Here is a 17,405-nt window from a genome sequence, read left to right on the forward strand (position 1 = left end):
CCCTACGAGGGCGGCCGCCCGCCGATCACCCGATTTAGCGCTCGCACACCGGCCTACGGGTCGTACCCGGTCTTAGCCTTGCCGCTCGTACACCGTGCGGCCGCGGACCACCGTGCGCAGGCAGACCGGGAGTTCGTGGCCGGGGGTGAGGTCGGGCAGGCCGGGGGTACCGGAGCGCGGGTCGGTGGACCAGCCCGCCACCCGGGAGTCCGGGGCCTGGACGACCAGCTCGTCGGCGGCCCAGAGCGCGTAGTTGGCGACCGCGCCGGGCACCAGCACGCCGTCGTGGTCGCGGCCGATCGCGCGCCAGCCGCCGCGGGTGTGGGCGGTGAAGGCGGCCCGGACCGAGATCCGGTGCTCCAGGGTCCGGTGGAACGCCGCGGCACGGACGGTGCCCCAGGGGTCGAGCGGGGTGACCGGGGCGTCCGAGCCGAAGGCCAGCGGGACACCGGCGCGCAGCAGGGCCGCGTACGGGTTGAGACCGGCCGCCCGCTCCGCGCCCAGGCGCTGCGCGTACATGCCGTCCGGGCCGCCCCAGGCGGCGTCGAAGGCGGGCTGGACGGAGGCGGTGAGGCCGAGTTCGCCGAGGGCCGCGATCGCCTTGTCGTCCAGGGCCTCGGCGTGCTCGACGCGGTGGCGCAGGGCCTTGACCCGGTCGGCGCCGACCCGCTCGCCGGCCGTGCGCACGCCGTCGATCACGGCGGTGAGCGCCGCGTCGCCGATCGCGTGGAATCCTGCCTGCAGCCCGGCCTCGGTGCAGGCGGCGACGTGGTCGGCGACCTGTTCGGCGGTCAGGTAGGCGGTGCCGGTGTGCTCGGCGTCGGCGTACCGGGCGTGCAGGCAGGCGGTGTGCGAGCCGAGCGCGCCGTCCACGAAGAGGTCGCCGCCGGCGCCCACCGCGCCGAGCCGGCGGGCGGTCTCGATGCCGCCCAGCTCGCCCCAGTAGCCGAAGACCTCGGGGCCCTCGCCCTCGGCGGCCAGCTCCAGCAGGGCCGCCAGGTCGGCCTCGGAGGAGATCTCCGGGCCGGCGCACTCGTGCAGGGCGCCGATGCCGAGCTCGGCGGCGCGGGCCAGGGTGGCGCGCTGGGCGCGGCGGCGCTGCTCGGGGGTGAGGTGCGCCAGCGCGGTCTGCCGGACGGCGTGGTGGGCGTCCTTGGTGAGCGGGCCGTCGGCGTGGTGGCCGGGGCGCTCGGCGAGGCCCTCGGTGAGGGTGCGCAGCGCGGTGGTGGCGAGCGCGGAGTGGACGTCCGTCCTGGAGAGGTAGAGCGCCGCGCCGCGGGCGGCCGTGTCGAGTTCGGCGAGGGTGGGCGGGCGGCCCTCGGGCCAGCCGGTCTCGTCCCAGCCGTGGCCGATCAGCACCCCGCCGGGCTCCGGCTGCGCCTCGACGAAGGCGGTGACGGCGGCCAGTGCGGCGGCCAGCGAGGGGCTGCCGGTGAGGTCGAGTCCGGTGAGCGCCAGGCCGGTGGCGGTGGCGTGCACGTGGGCGTCCACGAAGGCGGGGGTGACCAGGGCGCCGTCCAGCTCGACGATCTCGTCAGCGGTCGCGGCGTACGCCTCGGCGGCGCCGTCACTGCCGACCCAGGCGATGTGCCCGCCCTCCACGAGCATCGCGGTGGCGAAGGGGTCGGCGGGGCTGTAGACGGCGCCGCCGCGCAGCAGGACGGTCCGGGGGCCCCTCCGGCCCGAGGGCGGGAAAGGAGGGCTGGTGCGTTCGGTCATGCGCCCAAGTCTGCACCCCGCCGGTTCGCGCTCAGATCTTCGGGGGTCGTGCCTCGTAGGGAGTGGAGAGCACCACGGTGGTGCGGGTGGACACTCCGGCGGCGCTGCGGATCCGGGCCAGCAGGTCCTCCAGGTCCCCGGGGGCGCCGACCCGGACCTTGAGGATGTAGTTCTCGTCGCCGGCGACGCTGTGGCAGGCCTCGATCTCGGGCAGGCCGGCCAGTCTCTCCGGGGTGTCGTCCGGGGCGCTGGGGTCGAAGGGCTTGACCGAGATGAACGCGGTCAGCGCCAGGTTGACGGCGTCGGGGTCGACGATCGCGGTGTAGCCGCGGATCACCCCGCGCTGTTCGAGGCGGCGCACCCGCTGGTGCACCGCCGAGGTGGACAGGCCGGTGGCCTTGCCCAGGTCCGTGTAGCTCATCCGGCCGTCCTCTAGGAGCAGCTGGACGATGCGTTGGTCGAGATCCTCCACGGTGCGCAAACCTACCCGCTCGGGGAGCACGGGGGGCGCACGGTGGTGGCACGGGGTTGGACCGCAGGTGTCGCACGGGCATGTGCCTGGTGAATGTGGCGGGCGGTGTGGCCAAGGACACACCCGGTGCATCACGGTGCGCAACTCCGCAGGGTTATGAGCCCGAATCGGCGGGAAGTGCTGGTTGTGGCCCCAGAGCGACCACGCCGGGCCCGATCCTAGGGGGATCTCCATGCCTGCTACCGACCAGCGCGCGCTGGCTCTCGACGAGACCGACGATCCGACCGGCCGCGACGACCTCGCGGTCGACCACGCGCCGGGCACCGACCCCGGCGACGCCGAGACCTGGGACATCTTCCGGGTCCACTGCCCCGAGTGCCGCCGCCCGATCGCCCTGGTGGCGGACGAGGAGCGGCTGCCGCAGCACGCCCTGCTGCCGACGGCCTGGAACCCCTTCGCCCCCGCGATCTGCCCCGGCTCGGGCACCCTGACCGACGACCTGGCCGAGGCGGAGATCCGGGAGGACGCCGAACCGACCCGGTTCGAGGCGCTGTTCAAGCTCCCGAGCGGACTCGACTGGCGCACCCAGCCGTTCTCGCACGCGCTGGTGCACCGCCCGGTGCGCGGCGCGGGGGCCGGTGCGGGGGCCGGCGCGGGGGCCGGTGTCGGCGCGGGCGTCGGTGCCCCGGCCAAGGCCGGGCGGCAGCTCGCCTCGACCGTCCCGCTCGCCACCATCCCGGAGCAGCGCCGGCGGCTCGCGCGGCGCTGATTCCTTTTGACTGCGGGCGAGTTGACGCCCGGTCAGAGAATCGCCCCCGGTCGTCACTCCGCACCCTGGAGTGACGACCGGGGGCCGTATCGGGGAGGCCGCGGCCGCGGGCCGGGCTTCGGGGCCGGGCCTGGGCCCCGCCGGACTTCGGGGCCCGGCCGGGCTTCGGCTCAGCCCTTGGTGAGGTGGCGGCCGATCACCAGGCGCTGGATCTGGTTGGTGCCCTCGACGATCTGCAGCACCTTGGCCTCGCGCATGTAGCGCTCGGCCGGGAAGTCCTGGGTGTAGCCGTAGCCGCCGAGCACCTGGACGGCGTCGGTGGTCACCCGCATCGCGGCGTCGGTGCAGAACAGCTTGGCCATCGCCGCCTCCTTGGAGAACGGCCGGCCCGCGTCCCGCAGCCGCGCGGCGGCGAGGTAGAGCGAACGCCCGGCCTCGATCTGGGTGGCCATGTCGGCGAGCATGAAGGACAGGCCCTGGAAGTCCGCGATCGGGCGGCCGAACTGGCGCCGGGTGCGGGCGTAGTCGACGGCGAGGTCGAGAGCGGCCTGGGCGACGCCGACGGCACAGGCGGCGATGCCGAGGCGGCCGGAGTCCAGTGCGGCGAGCGCGATCTGGAAGCCCTGGCCCTCCTCGCCGATCAGCCGCTCGCGGGCCACCCGGGCGCCGTCGAAGTGCAGCTGGGCGGTCGGCGAGGACCGCATGCCCATCTTGTGCTCCGGCGGCGCGGCCGACAGGCCCGGCTGGGCGCCGGGCACGAGCAGGCAGCTGATGCCCTTGGGGCCGTCCACCCCGGTGCGCACCAGGGCGCTGTAGAAGTCGGCCTGGCCGCCGTGGGTGATCCACGCCTTGGTGCCGTTGACGACGTACTCGTCCCCGTCGAGGTCGGCGCGGGTGCGCAGGGCCGCCGCGTCGGAGCCGGACTGCGGCTCGGAGAGGCAGTAGGCGCCGAGCTGCTCGCCGGAGAGCATGCCGGGCAGCCACTTCTCGCGCTGCTCGTCGCTGCCGAAGGTGGCCAGCGCGTGACAGGACAGGGTGTGCACGCTGACACCGAGGCCCACCGCCAGCCAGCCCGCGGCCAGCTCCTCCAGAACCTGGAGATACACCTCGTAGGGCTGCTCGCCGCCGCCGTACTTCTCGTCGTACGGGAGGGAGAGCAGGCCGGCCTCGCCGAGGGTGCGGAAGACCTCCCGGGGGAAGCGGTCCGCGGCCTCGTCCTCCGCCGCGCGCGGCTGGAGCTCGCGCTGGACCAGGTCCCGGGTGAGGCTCAGCAGCTCGCGGGCCTCCTCGCTGGGCAGCTGGCGCTCCACGGCTTTCACGGGGGACGGGGTCATGGCGAGGGTCGCCTCCTCGATCGGGCGCCGGCCCGGGGTGGCGGGTGGTCCGGCGCGGGTGTGGCAGGTCGGCCCGACCGGCACCGGGTTGCGGTGAACGGCCGTTCACAGGCGTGGCGAAGGCGAGTATGCCCGAAACCCGCGCTGCCGTCACGACCTGCACAGATGATCTGTCCGCAGTGGTGGGCTACGGCACCGTAGGGTTGACGTTGTGGCTGCATCCGGAACCGCTCACTCCCCCCGTCCGCCCGTTCCCGGCGACCCGCCGGCCGGGCTCGACGGGCTCCACGGGCCCGACGGGCAGGCCGGCGGGCTCGACGCGCCGGCCGACGGGCTCGACGCACCGGCCGACGGGACCGCTGCGCCGGCCGACGGGAGCGATGCGCTGGCCGGGCTGGCCCGGGAGCTGCGCGCGCTGCCACCCTCCTGCGGGCCGGTGCGGCTGGTCGCGGTGGACGGGCACGCGGGCTCCGGCAAGACGACCTTCGCCGGGCGGCTGGCGGTGGCACTCGGCGGCGCGCCGGTGGTCCACCTCGACGACCTGGCCACGCACACCGAGCTCTTCGGCTGGGCGGGACGGCTGCGCGAGCAGGTGCTGGAACCGCTGGCGGCCGGCCGGGACGCGGAGCACCGGGTGTACGACTGGACCCTGCGCCGCTTCGCCGGCACCGCCCGGGTGCCGCTCGCCCCGGTGGTGCTGGTGGAGGGGGTCGGCGCGGGGCGCCGCGAGGTGCGGCCCTGGCTGGCCCGGGTGATCTGGATGGAGCTGGAGGCCACTGCGGCCCGCCGGCGCGGCGAGGAGCGGGACGGGCCGGAACTCGCCGCGTTCTGGGCCGGTTGGGCCCGCGCGGAGGCGGCGCACTTCGCCGCCGACCCGAGCCGTCCGTACGCCGCCACCAGGGTCGACGGGGTGACCGGGCGGATCGCGTCGAGCACTGTCGGTGAAACTTCAACTAAGCCCTTGACCTGCGACATCGCCAGGACTTAGGTTCTCGTCAGTCGCCGGAACTCATCGTTCCGGCCGCTTCGGACCCGGCGCTCCCGACTTGTTCCCCCGTGAGCCGGGGGCGCCGTCCGGTCCCCTCCCGCAGCCCGCCGGTCAGCGGTTTTTCGGCCATCCGGCCGCCCAACCACCTTGTGCACGATCGCATTTGACCCTGTGCGGCACCCTTCCGGATCAGCCCCGCGCCGGTACGATTCCCGGTAGGCGCATATGCGCCCCGGGGGCTCGACGACCACCGGCCCGGCTGAGCACAGGCGATCCGCCGGCCGAGCCCCGGGCCACACCGCGGGGGGCGTGAGTGACGACGGTCGACAGTTCCGACAGCACGGCGGGCGGCCCGGACCGGCTCGCCGACCGGGCCTGGCTGCGGGCCATGGACGCCTACACGGCCGGCGCCTACGCCCGGGCCGAGGAGGAGTTCCGGGCCGCCGTCCGGCTGGACCCCGGCATGGCCGACGCCTGGCTCGGCCTGCACGCCCTGCGCAGCGACACCTCGGCCGCCCTGCTCGCGATGTACCGCAACCAGAACCGCTTCGGCGAGCAGCGGCGACTGCACCGCCGCCCGCTCAGCTCCTGGTACTGGCTGGGCTGGTGGGTGCAGCCGGTGCTGGAGGACGCCCGCGACCTCGCGCTGGCGCACGCCTCGCACTGGCTGGACGGCCGCCACCTGGCCGAGCTGGACCGGGCGTTGGAGCAGTGCCCGGCCCCCAGCGAGGACCCGTCCGCGCAGTTCCTGTACGCCTGCCGGTCCTACCTGCTCAAGGACTGGGAGCAGTTGATCCGGGACACCGACCGGCTGTTGGACGACCCGCTGCTGGGCATCGAGGCCGGGCTCTTCGCCGGGATGGCCCGGGTGCGGCTGGACATGTGCGCCCAGGCGCAGGCCCCGCTGGCCGCCTCGCTGGCCCGCTGCCGCTCCGAGCAGCCGCAGCGCAAGGAGCTGCGCTACTGGCTGGCCCGGGCGTACGAGGGGGCCGGACGCAGCGCCGCGGCGCTGCCGCTCTACCGGGCGGTGCACCGGGCGGACCCGGCGTTCATGGACACCTCGGCCCGGCTGGCAGCCATCTCGGCCGAGGACGCGCTCGCGGACGGGCTGCTCGCGGACGGGCGCTCGGGCGGGCTGGACGGGACCGGCCCGGACGGCGTCGGGCTGGACGGGACCGGTCTCGACGGTGCGGGGCTGGACGGCGCGGGGCCGGACGGAGCCGGGGTGGGCGGTGGGACGGGCTACCAGGACGACCCCGGCTACGCCGAAGGGCCGCTCTACGACGCCGAGTTCGGCACCGCCGCCAGCCCGGTCGGCGGCGGGCCCGCAGTGGACGCGACCCTCGTGGACGGCCCGCTCACCGCAGCGGAAGCGGACACCGCCCCGGCGGACGGCGCACCCCAGACGGCCGGTGAACGCTCGGGTTCGAGCGCCCCGGCCGGCCCCGCCGCGCCACCCCCGCCGCTGCCGGTGCGCGGCGAGGCCCAGCCCCGCACCGCCGCCGCGCCGCCGCCCCGAACCGCGGGCAACGAGCGGGAGTTGGACGCGGCCCTGGCCGAACTCTCGCTGATGGTCGGCCTGGAGCCGGTCAAGCGCCAAGTCAGGGCGCTGTCGGCACAGTTGAGAATGTCGCGGCTGCGCGCCGAGCAGGGGCTGCCGGTCCAGCCGCCGAAGCGGCACTTCGTCTTCTCCGGCCCCTCCGGCACCGGCAAGACCACCGTGGCACGGATCCTCGGCCGGGTCTTCCACGCCCTCGGACTGCTCTCCGGCGACCACCTGGTGGAGGCCCAACGCGCTGACCTGGTGGGCGAGTTCCTCGGCCAGACCGCCGTCAAGGCGAACGAACTGATCGACTCCGCGCTGGACGGCGTGCTGTTCATCGACGAGGCGTACAGCCTCTCCAACTCCGGCTACACCAAGGGCGACGCCTACGGCGACGAGGCGCTCCAGGTGCTGCTCAAGCGGGCCGAGGACAACCGGGACCGGCTGGTGGTGATCCTGGCCGGCTACCCGGAGGGGATGAACCGGCTGCTCGCCACCAACCCCGGCCTCAACTCCCGCTTCACCACCCGGGTCGACTTCCCGAGCTACCGGCCGAACGAGCTGACCGCGATCGGCGCGGCGCTGGCCGGCCGGGACGGCGACGGCTGGGACGAGGACGCGGCCGAGGAGCTGGCCAGCATCTGCACCCACGTGGTGCGCGAGGGCTGGATCGACGAGCTGGGCAACGGCCGGTTCATCCGCACCCTGTACGAGAAGTCCTGCGCCTACCGGGACCTGCGGCTCTCGCTGCTGCGCGAACCGCCGGGCCGGGAGGACCTGGCGACGCTTCGGCTACCGGACCTGGTGCAGGCGTACGGGGAGCTGATCGACGGCCGGAGCTGACGACCGGCTCCCCCACCGGGCCTCAACCGTCGAGCAGCTCCGCCTCGCGCTCCGGACCTCAGCCGTCGAGCAGCTCCGCCTCGCGCTCCGGGTCTCAGCCCTCGAGCAGCTCCGCCTCGCGCTCCGGGTCGAGCCCGACGCTCGGCCGGTCGGCGCGCTGCGGGGCCTCGCCGCCGATCGACCGCAGCCAGGCCCAGGTGTCCTCGACCGTCTCGGCGACCGGGCGGCAGCGCAGCCCGGCGGCGACGGCGCGGGCGACCGAGGCGCCGTGCAGGAAGTCGTAGAGCTCCCCGGGCGCCAGCCAGACCGGCAGCTCCGTCCACGGCTGCACACCGGCCGCCAGGATCCGCTCCGGGTCCGTCCAGCGCAGCTCGGCGTCCGAGCCGGTGGCCCCGACGCAGGCCTCCAGCAGCCCGCCCATGGTGGTGTGACCGGCCGGGCTGACCACGTTGTACGGTCCGCCCAGCCGGGCCGCCACCGCGTCCAGGGTCCAGGCGGCGAGGTCGCGGCCGTCGATGTACTGCAGCGGCAGCTCGCGCGGGCCCGGGGCGAGCACCGGGCCGCCCCGGGCGATCCGGTTCAGCCACCACGGCAGCCGGCCGATGTCCTCGTACGGGCCGAGGATCAGTCCGGCGCGGACCAGCAGGGCGCGTCCGCCGAACTCCGCCTCCAGGGCCAGTTCGGCGCCGCGCTTGGCCTCCGCGTAGCCCACCTCGCCGGTGAGGTCCGGGTCGGAGTCGACCACCGGCGCGGTCTCGTCGGCCCCGGCGCGCAGCGGGTGGTCGTACACCGAGCGGCTGGAGACGTACGCGTAGTGGCCGACCCGGCCGTTCAGCCGCCGGGCGCTGTCGCGCACCGCCGCCGGGGCCCAGGACCAGGTGTCCACCACCGCGTCCCACTCCCCCGTGCCGAGTGCGGCCAGGCCGTCCTCGGCGGTGCGGTCGCCGCGCAGCACCCGGACGCCCTCGGGCGCGGGCTGCGTGCCGCGGTTGAGGGCCGTCACCTCCCATCCCCTGGCCAGTGCCTCCTCGGCGACGGCCCGTCCGACGAACTTCGTTCCACCCAGCAGCAGGAGTCTCATGCCGACCACCCTCCCCCGGGGTGGCCGGCCTGGGAACCGTTGCCTGCTGTGGGCAGATTCGCCCTCGGCGGACACGCCGTCGGCGGAGGAGGGTCTTCCCGTGCTTCCGCCGGTTCCGGTGGTTAGGCGGTCGTCCGGTGGTCCGGGTCGTGCATCTCGCCGACCAGTTCCTCCAGGACGTCCTCCAGCATCACCACGCCGACCGTACGGCCGTCCTGGTCCAGCACGGCGGCCAGGTGGCAGGTGGCCCGGCGCATCGCGCCGAGGGCGTCGTCCAGCGGGAGGCTGCCGCGCAGCACCGTGATCGGCCGCCACAGCCGGGCCGGGACGGGCGCCGACGGGTCGTCCACGTCGAGGATGTCCTTGAGGTGGAGGTAGCCCAGGTAGCCGTGGCCGGCCGGGTCCCCGTCGGTGACCGGGAAGCGCGAGAAGCCGGTGCGCAGGGCGAGCTCCTCGACCTCGGCGGCGGTCGCCTTCGGGTCCACGGTGACCAGTTGCTCGGGCCGCAGCAGGACGTCGGTGACCGGGCGGCGGCCCAGCTCCAGGGCGTCCTCCAGGCGTTCCTGGCGGTCCTCGTCGAGCAGGCCGGCGTCCCGGGAGTCGACCAGCAGGTACATCAGCTGCTCGGTGGTGAACACCGACTCGACCTCGTCCTTGGCCTCCACCCGGAACAGCCGCAGCACGCCGTTGGCGAAGGCGTTGAGCGCCCGGATCACCGGGGTGAGCCAGCGGGCCAGCCGGTCCAGCGGCGGGCCGAGCAGCAGCGCGGCCCGCTCCGGGCCGGCCATCGCCATGTTCTTCGGCACCATCTCGCCCAGCACCATGTGCAGGAAGACCACGAGGGCCAGCGAGATCCCGTACGAGAGCGGGTGCATCAGGCCGGACGGGACGCCGATCGCGTGGAAGGGGTCCTCCAGCAGCGAGGCGATGGTCGGCTCGGCGAGCGCACCGAGGCCCAGCGAGCAGACGGTGATGCCGAGTTGGGCGGCGGCCAGCATCGCGGAGACGTTGGACAGCGCGTGCAGCACCGTCCGGGCGCGCTTGTGCCCGGCCTCGGCGAGCGGCTCGATCTGGCTGCGGCGCACCGAGACGACGGCGAACTCTGCGCCGACGAAGAAGGCGTTGCCGAGCAGGAGCAGGACGGCGACGGCGAGTTGGAGCACGGTCATCGGACGTTCTCCCCGTTCTCGCCGAACCGGCCGGGCGCGCTGGTGCGCTCCACCCGGACCTGGCTGGTGCGGTGCCGGTCGACGCCGGTCACGGTGAACCGCCAGCCGGGCAGCTCGGCCTGCTCACCCACCTCGGGGAGCTTGCCGAGCAGGTCGGAGACCAGACCGGCCAGGGTCTCGTACGGGCCGTCCGGGGCGTTCAGGCCGATCGCCTCCAGCTGGTCGAGCCGGGCGCGGCCGTCCGCCTCCCACGCCGGCAGGCCGTTGACGGCCGGCAGCGCGAGCAGGTCGGGGTGGTCCTCGGGGTCGTGCTCGTCCTGCACCTCGCCGACGATCTCCTCGACGATGTCCTCGACGGTGACGACCCCGGCGGTGCCGCCGTACTCGTCGACCACGATGGCCATCGGCTGGAGGCGGCGCAGCTGGTCCAGCAGCCGCTCGGCGGGCAGGGTCTCGGGCACCAGCAGCGGCGGCGAGGCCAGCTCGGCGACCCGGACCAGGCCGCGGCGGGCGGCCGGGACGGCGAGGGCGTCCTTGAGCGTCACGATGCCGGTGATCTCGTCCACGGTGTCGGTGTAGACCGGGAAGCGGGACAGGCCGGTGGCCCGGGTCAGGTTGATGACGTCGGAGGCGGTGGCGTCGCGCTGGAGGGCGGCGACGTCGATCCGCGGGGTCATCACCGACTCGGCGGTCAGCTCGCCGAGGCCGAGGGTACGGACGAACAGGGTCGCCGACTCCTCGTCTATCGCACCGGCCTTGGCCGAGTGCCGGGCCAGCGAGACCAGCTCGGCCGGGGTGCGGGCGTGCTCCAGCTCCTCCTGCGGCTCGATGCCGAAGGCGCGGACGGTGCGGTCCGCGGCGCCGTTCAGGAAGCTGATCAGCGGGCGGCAGGCGAAGGAGAAGGCCATGTGCGGGGCGGCGACCGCGCGGGCCACCTGGAGCGGGCGGGAGATCGCCCAGTTCTTCGGCACCAGCTCGCCGATCACCATCTGCACGACGGTCGCCACCACCATGCCGACCACCACGGCGACGCCGCGGGCGGCGGAGTCCGGCACCCCGATGCCCGACATCACGGGCGAGAGCAGGGTCGACAGGGCCGGCTCGGCGAGCATGCCGACCACCAGCGAGGTGACGGTGATGCCCAGTTGGGCGCCGGAGAGTTCGAAGGACAGGTGCCGCAGGGCCCGGGAGACCCGGCGGGACTTGACGTCGCCGGTTTCGGCGGAACGTTCCACCGCGCCCCGGTCGGCGGTCACGAAGGCGAACTCGGCGGCCACGAAGAGGCCGTTGGCGAGGATCAGGAGCACGGCCGCGAGCAACAGCAGCCAGGCGGTGATCACAGTGCCGCCTGCCTTCCGGGGGTCGGAAGCGAGGCGGCGCAGGTACTACCGGACGGATCGTCCATCGAGGGGGAGTGTCACTCCTCTGGTCGGTGCGGTACAGGTCGTGCTGGGGCGGGAACGAAGTTTTGCCCCGCTTTTACCAGCGTAGACCATACCGGCGTGACGGTAGGAAGCGTGTTCGGACCCGCCGGGGCCCCCGGTTGGGGGGTCCCGGCGGGTGCGCGTCAGACCTGGGCGTGGTGCTCGACCAGGTCGCGCAGCGCGCGGGCGTCCGCGATCGCCTGGTCCTTGCCGACGCCGGACTGGATGCCGACCGCGGCCAGCGAGGTGCCGTCGGCGAGGTCGAGGGTGGCCCACGGTTCGCCCTGGCGGAAGTTGACCCGGACGATCTCCGGCCAGGACAGCCGGCGGCTGCGGACGAAGTTGACCACCGTCACGCCCTCGGCGTCGGCGCTCACCCGGGGGCGGGCCAGCATCAGGCCGACGGCGGCGAACAGCACCCCGCTGGCGACCATCATGATCCGGTCGTTGAGCTGCCAGTTCGCCGGGAGCAGCACCGCCAGCACCACGAACAGCGCCACGAGCACGGCGCAGACCGGCAGCAGCACCGCGCGGGTGCGCCGGGGCGCCCAGGTGACGGGGAACTCGACGGGCGGGGTGGACACGTGGGGTCTCCGGTGGCTCTGGATCATGACGGGCGACAGCACAGGGGCGGGGACGCCGGTCAGCGTCCCCGCCCCTATTGAACCGTTCTTTACTCTCTGCCGTGCGAGCAGGTCAGAGACGGCAGGCGTGGATGTTGGTCACCAGGATCGCCCGGGCGCCGATGCCCCACAGGTCGTCCATGATCTGCTGGGCCTCCTTGCGGAGCACCATCGAGCGGACGGCCACCCAGCCCTCGGTGTGCAGCGGGGAGACGGTCGGCGACTCCAGGCCGGGGGTGAGCGCCACGGCGGCGCCGACCTTCTCGGCCCGGATGTCGTAGTCCATCAGCACGTAGCGGCGGGCCACCAGCACGCCCTGGAGACGACGCAGGAACTGCTCGACCCGGGCGTCCTCGCCCGCGCCCTTGGGGCGGATCACCACGGAGTCCGACACCAGGATCGGCTCGCCGAAGACCTCCAGGCCGGCGTTGCGCAGGCTGGTCCCGGTCTCCACCACGTCGGCGATCACGTCGGCGACACCCAGCTGCACCGCGGTCTCGACCGCGCCGTCCAGCTTGGTGACCGTCGCCGTCACGCCGTGGTCGGCCAGGTGCTGCTCGACCAGGCCGGTGTAGGAGGTCGCGATCCGCAGGCCCTCCAGGCCCTGCACGTCCTTGACGTCCAGGCCCTCGGGGCGGGCGAAGCGGAAGGTCGACCCGGCGAAGCCGAGGGCGAGCACCTCCTCCGCGTTGGAGTGCGAGTCCAGCAGCAGGTCGCGGCCGGTGATGCCGACGTCCAGGCGGCCGGAGCCGACGTAGACGGCGATGTCGCGCGGGCGGAGGAAGAAGAACTCGACCTCGTTGTTCGGGTCGACGAGGACGAGCTCCTTCGGGTCCTTCCGCTGGCGGTATCCGGCCTCATGGAGCATCTCCGCCGCGGGACCCGAGAGAGAACCCTTGTTGGGGACGGCGATGCGCAGCATGGGAAGTCGGTTCCTTACCTGTTCGGGGAGGGGGTGCTGTCGGGAGCGGTTCAGAGGTACTTGTAGACGTCGTCGAGCGTCAGCCCACGGGCGATCATCATCACCTGAACGTGGTAGAGGAGCTGGGAGATCTCCTCGGCCGTCTGCTCGTCCGACTGGAACTCGGCGGCCATCCAGACCTCGGCGGCCTCCTCGACGACCTTCTTGCCGATCGCATGGACGCCCTGCTGGACGAGCTGGGCGGTACGGGAGGACGAGGGGTCGCCGGTGGCGGCCTTCTGCTGGAGCTCGGCGAAGAGCTCCTCGAATGTCTTCGAAGCCATGATGGGACTCACCATACGGCGTGCGGGGAGGCGGACGGTAAACGGTCCCGGACCGTGGACAGTCCGGTGGACGTCCACGGTCCGGGACCGTACGGCCTGACGTCAGCGGGCGTCGCGCAGGACGGCGGCGGTGGCGACAGCGGCGGTGACGGCCTCGTGGCCCTTGTCCTCGGCCGAGCCCGGCAGACCGGCCCGGTCGAGCGCCTGCTCCTCGTTGTCGCAGGTCAGCACGCCGAAGCCGATCGGGACGCCGGTGTCCACGCTGACCTGGGTCAGGCCGGCGGTGGCCGCCTGGCAGACGTAGTCGAAGTGCGGGGTGCCGCCGCGGATCACCACGCCGAGGGCGATCACGGCGTCGTAGCCGCGGTCGGCGAGGCGCTTGGCCGCGACCGGCAGCTCGAAGGTGCCCGGGACGCGCAGCACGGTCGGCTCCGCGACGCCGAGCTCCTTGAGCGCCCGGTGGGCGCCGTCCAGGAGGCCGTTCATCACCTTGTCGTGCCACTGGGCGGCGATGACGGCGACCTTGAGGTCGGCGGCGCCGTCGATGGTCAGCTCGGGGGCTCCGTGGCCGCTCATGTCGCTACTTCCTGTCTTGGGGTGGGAGGTTCGGATGGTGTCAGGAGCCGAGGCCGGGCAGGTCGTGGCCCATCCGGTCGCGCTTGGTGCGCAGGTAGCGCAGGTTGTGCTCGCTGGGCGCGATCTCGACCGACTCGCGCCCCTTGACCTTGAGCCCGTGGTCGGTGAGCGCGGTCTGCTTCCGCGGGTTGTTGGTCAGCAGGGTGAGCGAGCGGACGCCGAGGTCCACCAGCATCTGCGCCGCGATGCTGTAGTCGCGGGCGTCCGCGGGCAGGCCCAGGTCCAGGTTGGCGTCGACGGTGTCGCGCCCCTGCTCCTGCAGCTCGTACGCACGCAGCTTGTGGGCCAGGCCGATCCCCCGGCCCTCGTGGCCGCGCAGGTAGAGCACCACGCCGCGGCCGGACTCGGCGACCCGCCGGAGCGAGGCCTCCAGCTGCGGACCGCAGTCGCAGCGCAGCGAGCCGAGGACGTCGCCGGTCAGGCACTCGGAGTGCACCCGCACCAGCACGTCCTCGCCGTCCGGCAGCCGGCCGTCCGCGCCGAGGCCGCCGGCCACCAGCGCGATGTGCTCGACGCCGTCGATGGTGCCGCGGTAGCCGACCGCGGTGAACTCGCCGTGCACGGTGGGCAGGGCGGTGGTGGCGGCCCGGTCGACGTGCAGCTCGGTGCGGCGGCGGTAGGCGATCAGGTCCTCGATGGAGATGATCGCCAGGCCGTGCTCACGGGCGAAGGCGACCAGCTCGGGCAGCCGGGCCATGGTGCCGTCGTCGTTGACCACCTCGGCGATCGCCCCGGCCGGCGCCAGCCCGGCCAGCCGGGCCAGGTCGACGGCGGCCTCGGTGTGCCCGGGGCGGACCAGCACCCCGCCCTCGACGGCGCGCAGCGGGAAGACGTGCCCGGGCCGGGTGAGGTCCCCGGGCTCGGTGCCGGGCGAGGAGAGCAGCCGTACCGTCCGGGCGCGGTCGGCGGCGGAGATGCCGGTGTCCACGCCCTCGCGGGCGTCCACCGAGACGGTGTAGGCGGTGCCCTTGCGGTCCTCGTTGACCTGGGTCATCGGCGGGAGCTTGAGGCGGTCCAGCTCCTCACCGGTCATCGGGGCGCAGATCACGCCGGAGCTGTAGCGGATGGTGAAGGCCATCAGCTCGGGGGTCGCGGCGGAGGCGGCGAAGACGATGTCGCCCTCGTTCTCGCGGTCCTCGTCGTCGACCACGATCACCGCGCGGCCGACCGCGATGTCGGCGATCGCCCGCTCGACCGGGTCGAGGACGAACTCGTCGCCGTCGCTGCCGGGGCGGGTGCCGGACTCGCTGCCGGGCCGGGCGCCGGGCTGGGTCTGGTTCTCGGTCATGCCGTGACTCCCTGCGGGACGTTGGCGGACGTGGCTCGCGGCTCACGGGTGCTCAGCCACCAGGAGCGCAGGCCGAGCAGCACCAGGACGAAGTAGACGGAGTAGGTGAGGCCCGAGAAGGTGTAGCCGCTGTTGAAGGCGAACGGGACGCCGACCGCGTCGACCGCGATCCAGGCGAACCAGAACTCCAGCCAGCCGCGCGCCTGGGCCACCATCGCGGCGAGCGTGCCGACGAAGATGTAGGCGTCCGACCAGGGACTCCAGGACAGCTCGGGGTAGGCGGTGAACAGCAGCGCCAGGGCGACCGTGCCGGCTGCGGTGCCGGCCACCAGGGCGGCCCGCTCGGGCCAACTGGCGAACCGCACCGAGATGGTGCCGGCGTCACGGCGCCCGCGCCGCCACTGCGCCCAACCCCAGGCGGCGGTGACGATGACGATCAGCTGCTTGCCGATCAGGCCGGGGACGTGGCCCCCGAAGTAGGCCGCGATCAGCACGACGCCGGACAGGAGTTGGACCGGCCAGCTCCACACCGAGCGGCGCCAGCCGAGCGCCAGGCCGCCGAAGCCGAACAGGTTGCCGATCATGTCGGCCCACTTCACGTGTTCACCGAGGACGGTGAACGCCTCTCCGCTGAGCCAGCTCATTCCTTGTCCCCCGTGCTGTGCGTGATGTGTGCGGTGTCTGCGGTGTGCGTGGCCTGTGCGGTGTGCGGCAGGTTCGGGAGGGTGCGCGATTCGAGCAGCCGCTCCACGTACTTGGCGAGCACGTCCACCTCGAGGTTGACGCTCTCGCCGAGGGCCTTGGCGCCGAGCGTGGTCAGCGCGAGGGTGGCCGGGATGAGGCTGACGGTGAAGCTGTCGCGGGCCGCCTCCACCACGGTGAGGCTGACGCCGTCGACCGTGATCGAGCCCTTCTCCACCAGGTACCGGGAGATGGACTCCGGCAGCGAGAAGCGCAGCACCTCCCAGCGCAGGTTTCCGGCCGCGTCGCGCTCGCCGGGCTCGCGGCTCAACAGCCGCCCGGTGGCGTCGACATGACCTTGGACCAGGTGCCCGCCGAGCCTGGCGCCGAGCGCCATCGCGCGCTCCAGGTTGACCGGGGAGCCGGGCTTCAACTCGCCCAGGCTGGAACGGTGCAGCGTCTCGGCCATCACGTCGGCGCTGAACTCGCCCGTCTCGGCGGCCAGTTCCTCGGCACTGTCGACCACGGTCAGACAGACGCCGTTGACCGCGATGGAGTCGCCGTGACGCGCGCCGACACGAACCACCGGGCCGCGCAGGCGGATTCGCGAGGAGTCGCCGATCTCCTCGATCGACACGACCTCGCCGAGCTCTTCGATGATGCCGGTGAACACCCGGGTCTCCTCGCGCTTGGGGCGCGGACTCCGGGGCGGCAGAGGGAGATGACACGGACGGGCACCGGTGCACAGGGCTGCCGACACGACCCGTCGCCGGGGTGCCGGAACCGCCGGGAGATCGCTCGCCCGACCCGGGAGACACCTCTCCCGCCGTTCACCTGACCGTGGTCCGGTCCGGTTCGTGATGGACCACGGGTACTGCTCTTCGTCCGCCCGCGCACGCCTCCCATCCGGACTTTAACCGTCGGTCCAGGAATTTCACCTGGTCAACCGGCCGCTGGCTGCGGACGGGTCGCGGACTGTAACCGCCGGTTCGGATTTTCACCGACCCCGGAGTGCGCTGAACGTCACTGCTGATGACGTCATTGTGCCACGCGGGGTGCGAGCCGAGGGAGAGGGTTCCGCTGTGGCCTGTTTCACGGCCGCGCGGGGAATGCGCGGTGGGTCCGGTACGGCACCGGTGCGTCCGGCACGGCGCCGGTGGCGCCGCCGTGCGCGCAGGGTGACCCTGGTGGTGGGGCCGGACGGCCGGCGGGGTTCACACGGTGCGCAGGGCCCGTGGGACTCGCAGCGTTCGGAAGGTTCGCGGGATTCGCAAGGTTTCGCAAGATACGGAGGCGAGCGCGATGAAGTTCATGGACGTCCACCACGGGATGGTCGGGATCACGCCGGAGCAGCTCAGGGCCGCCCACGCGGCCGACTTGGCGGTCGAGGGCGGGGAGGGCGTGCACTTCGAGCAGGCCTGGGCGGACCCCGAGACCGGCACGGTGTACTGCCTGTCCGAGGCGCCGTCCAGGGAAGCGGTGCAGCGGGTCCACGAACGGACCGGGCACCCGGCGGCCGAGATCCACTCGGTGCCGTTCTCGGTGTGACGGTCGGGCGCGACCGTCCCCGGTACCGCCGTCCCCGGTGCC

At 73.7% G+C, this 17,405-nt stretch carries 17 protein-coding genes and 1 riboswitch; of the genes, 4 read left to right on the forward strand and 13 right to left on the reverse strand.

Features of this window, described 5'->3' with window-relative positions; all coding sequences use genetic code 11:
* Positions 1–72: 72 nt before the first annotated feature.
* Both ACIQWA_RS25835 and ACIQWA_RS25840 read right to left on the reverse strand, forming a co-directional pair.
* Positions 73–1,719 carry an amidohydrolase gene (locus tag ACIQWA_RS25835; RefSeq protein WP_402486343.1) on the reverse strand — a complete coding sequence of 549 codons (1,647 nt, stop codon included), beginning with the start codon at positions 1,717–1,719 and terminating at the stop codon, positions 73–75.
* Between the two features lie 31 nt (positions 1,720–1,750).
* Entirely contained in the window at positions 1,751–2,191 is a 441-nt protein-coding gene (locus ACIQWA_RS25840; RefSeq protein WP_360239835.1) for an Lrp/AsnC family transcriptional regulator, read from the reverse strand.
* A gap of 232 nt (positions 2,192–2,423) precedes the next feature.
* On the opposite strand from ACIQWA_RS25840, the gene ACIQWA_RS25845 reads away from it, so the two are divergent.
* Positions 2,424–2,960, forward strand: a complete 537-nt coding sequence (locus tag ACIQWA_RS25845; RefSeq protein ID WP_402486346.1) for a hypothetical protein — start codon at positions 2,424–2,426, stop codon at positions 2,958–2,960.
* A 170-nt stretch (positions 2,961–3,130) separates the two neighbouring features.
* On the opposite strand, the gene ACIQWA_RS25850 is transcribed toward ACIQWA_RS25845, so the two are convergent.
* Positions 3,131–4,294, reverse strand: coding sequence for an acyl-CoA dehydrogenase family protein (locus ACIQWA_RS25850; RefSeq protein WP_402486349.1), 1,164 nt, complete (start codon positions 4,292–4,294; stop codon positions 3,131–3,133).
* Positions 4,295–4,679: 385 nt separating this feature from the next.
* On the opposite strand from ACIQWA_RS25850, the gene ACIQWA_RS25855 reads away from it, so the two are divergent.
* Both ACIQWA_RS25855 and ACIQWA_RS25860 read left to right on the forward strand, forming a co-directional pair.
* Positions 4,680–5,282: a uridine kinase gene (locus ACIQWA_RS25855; RefSeq protein WP_402486764.1), complete on the forward strand. Its 603-nt coding sequence runs from the start codon at positions 4,680–4,682 to the stop codon at positions 5,280–5,282.
* Positions 5,283–5,670: 388 nt separating this feature from the next.
* Positions 5,671–7,668, forward strand: coding sequence for an AAA family ATPase (locus tag ACIQWA_RS25860; RefSeq protein WP_402486767.1), 1,998 nt, complete (start codon positions 5,671–5,673; stop codon positions 7,666–7,668).
* Positions 7,669–7,762: 94 nt separating this feature from the next.
* On the opposite strand, the gene ACIQWA_RS25865 is transcribed toward ACIQWA_RS25860, so the two are convergent.
* The 10 genes from ACIQWA_RS25865 to ACIQWA_RS25910 all read right to left on the reverse strand — a co-directional run bounded on the left by ACIQWA_RS25865 (position 7,763) and on the right by ACIQWA_RS25910 (position 16,488).
* A complete protein-coding gene (locus tag ACIQWA_RS25865; protein ID WP_402486352.1) occupies positions 7,763–8,749 on the reverse strand; it encodes an NAD-dependent epimerase/dehydratase family protein in 987 nt (328 codons plus the stop codon).
* 122 nt (positions 8,750–8,871) lie between these two features.
* The gene (locus ACIQWA_RS25870; protein ID WP_402486355.1) at positions 8,872–9,918 is read right to left on the reverse strand and encodes a hemolysin family protein; all 1,047 of its coding nucleotides are present in this window, start codon (positions 9,916–9,918) and stop codon (positions 8,872–8,874) included.
* Positions 9,915–11,258 carry a hemolysin family protein gene (locus ACIQWA_RS25875; protein WP_402486358.1) on the reverse strand — a complete coding sequence of 448 codons (1,344 nt, stop codon included), beginning with the start codon at positions 11,256–11,258 and terminating at the stop codon, positions 9,915–9,917. Before ACIQWA_RS25875 ends, ACIQWA_RS25870 begins: the two co-directional genes overlap by 4 nt.
* A 227-nt stretch (positions 11,259–11,485) precedes the next feature.
* Positions 11,486–11,953, reverse strand: a complete 468-nt coding sequence (locus ACIQWA_RS25880) for a PH domain-containing protein (RefSeq protein WP_402486361.1) — start codon at positions 11,951–11,953, stop codon at positions 11,486–11,488.
* A gap of 85 nt (positions 11,954–12,038) precedes the next feature.
* Complete coding sequence (hisG, locus tag ACIQWA_RS25885) at positions 12,039–12,887, reverse strand: ATP phosphoribosyltransferase (protein ID WP_360239856.1); 849 nt, start codon at positions 12,885–12,887, stop codon at positions 12,039–12,041.
* A 50-nt stretch (positions 12,888–12,937) separates the two neighbouring features.
* A complete protein-coding gene (locus tag ACIQWA_RS25890) occupies positions 12,938–13,210 on the reverse strand; it encodes a phosphoribosyl-ATP diphosphatase (protein WP_360239859.1) in 273 nt (90 codons plus the stop codon).
* Positions 13,211–13,312: 102 nt separating this feature from the next.
* Positions 13,313–13,786, reverse strand: a complete 474-nt coding sequence (ribH, locus tag ACIQWA_RS25895) for a 6,7-dimethyl-8-ribityllumazine synthase (RefSeq protein WP_360239862.1) — start codon at positions 13,784–13,786, stop codon at positions 13,313–13,315.
* A gap of 40 nt (positions 13,787–13,826) precedes the next feature.
* Positions 13,827–15,134 (reverse strand): bifunctional 3,4-dihydroxy-2-butanone-4-phosphate synthase/GTP cyclohydrolase II, encoded by a 1,308-nt coding sequence (locus ACIQWA_RS25900; protein WP_402486365.1) that lies wholly within the window; start codon positions 15,132–15,134, stop codon positions 13,827–13,829.
* Entirely contained in the window at positions 15,131–15,778 is a 648-nt protein-coding gene (locus ACIQWA_RS25905) for a nicotinamide mononucleotide transporter family protein (protein WP_360239868.1), read from the reverse strand. Before ACIQWA_RS25905 ends, ACIQWA_RS25900 begins: the two co-directional genes overlap by 4 nt.
* Positions 15,775–16,488 (reverse strand): riboflavin synthase, encoded by a 714-nt coding sequence (locus ACIQWA_RS25910; RefSeq protein ID WP_402486369.1) that lies wholly within the window; start codon positions 16,486–16,488, stop codon positions 15,775–15,777. Before ACIQWA_RS25910 ends, ACIQWA_RS25905 begins: the two co-directional genes overlap by 4 nt.
* A gap of 217 nt (positions 16,489–16,705) precedes the next feature.
* Positions 16,706–16,833: riboswitch (FMN riboswitch) on the reverse strand.
* Between the two features lie 284 nt (positions 16,834–17,117).
* Here ACIQWA_RS25910 and ACIQWA_RS25915 point away from each other — a divergent pair.
* Positions 17,118–17,363 carry an SCO4226 family nickel-binding protein gene (locus tag ACIQWA_RS25915; RefSeq protein WP_360239874.1) on the forward strand — a complete coding sequence of 82 codons (246 nt, stop codon included), beginning with the start codon at positions 17,118–17,120 and terminating at the stop codon, positions 17,361–17,363.
* Positions 17,364–17,405: the final 42 nt, after the last annotated feature.

It is taken from the genome of Kitasatospora sp. NPDC098652, assembly GCF_044760155.1.
In the GTDB taxonomy this organism is placed as follows: Bacteria; Actinomycetota; Actinomycetes; order Streptomycetales; family Streptomycetaceae; genus Kitasatospora.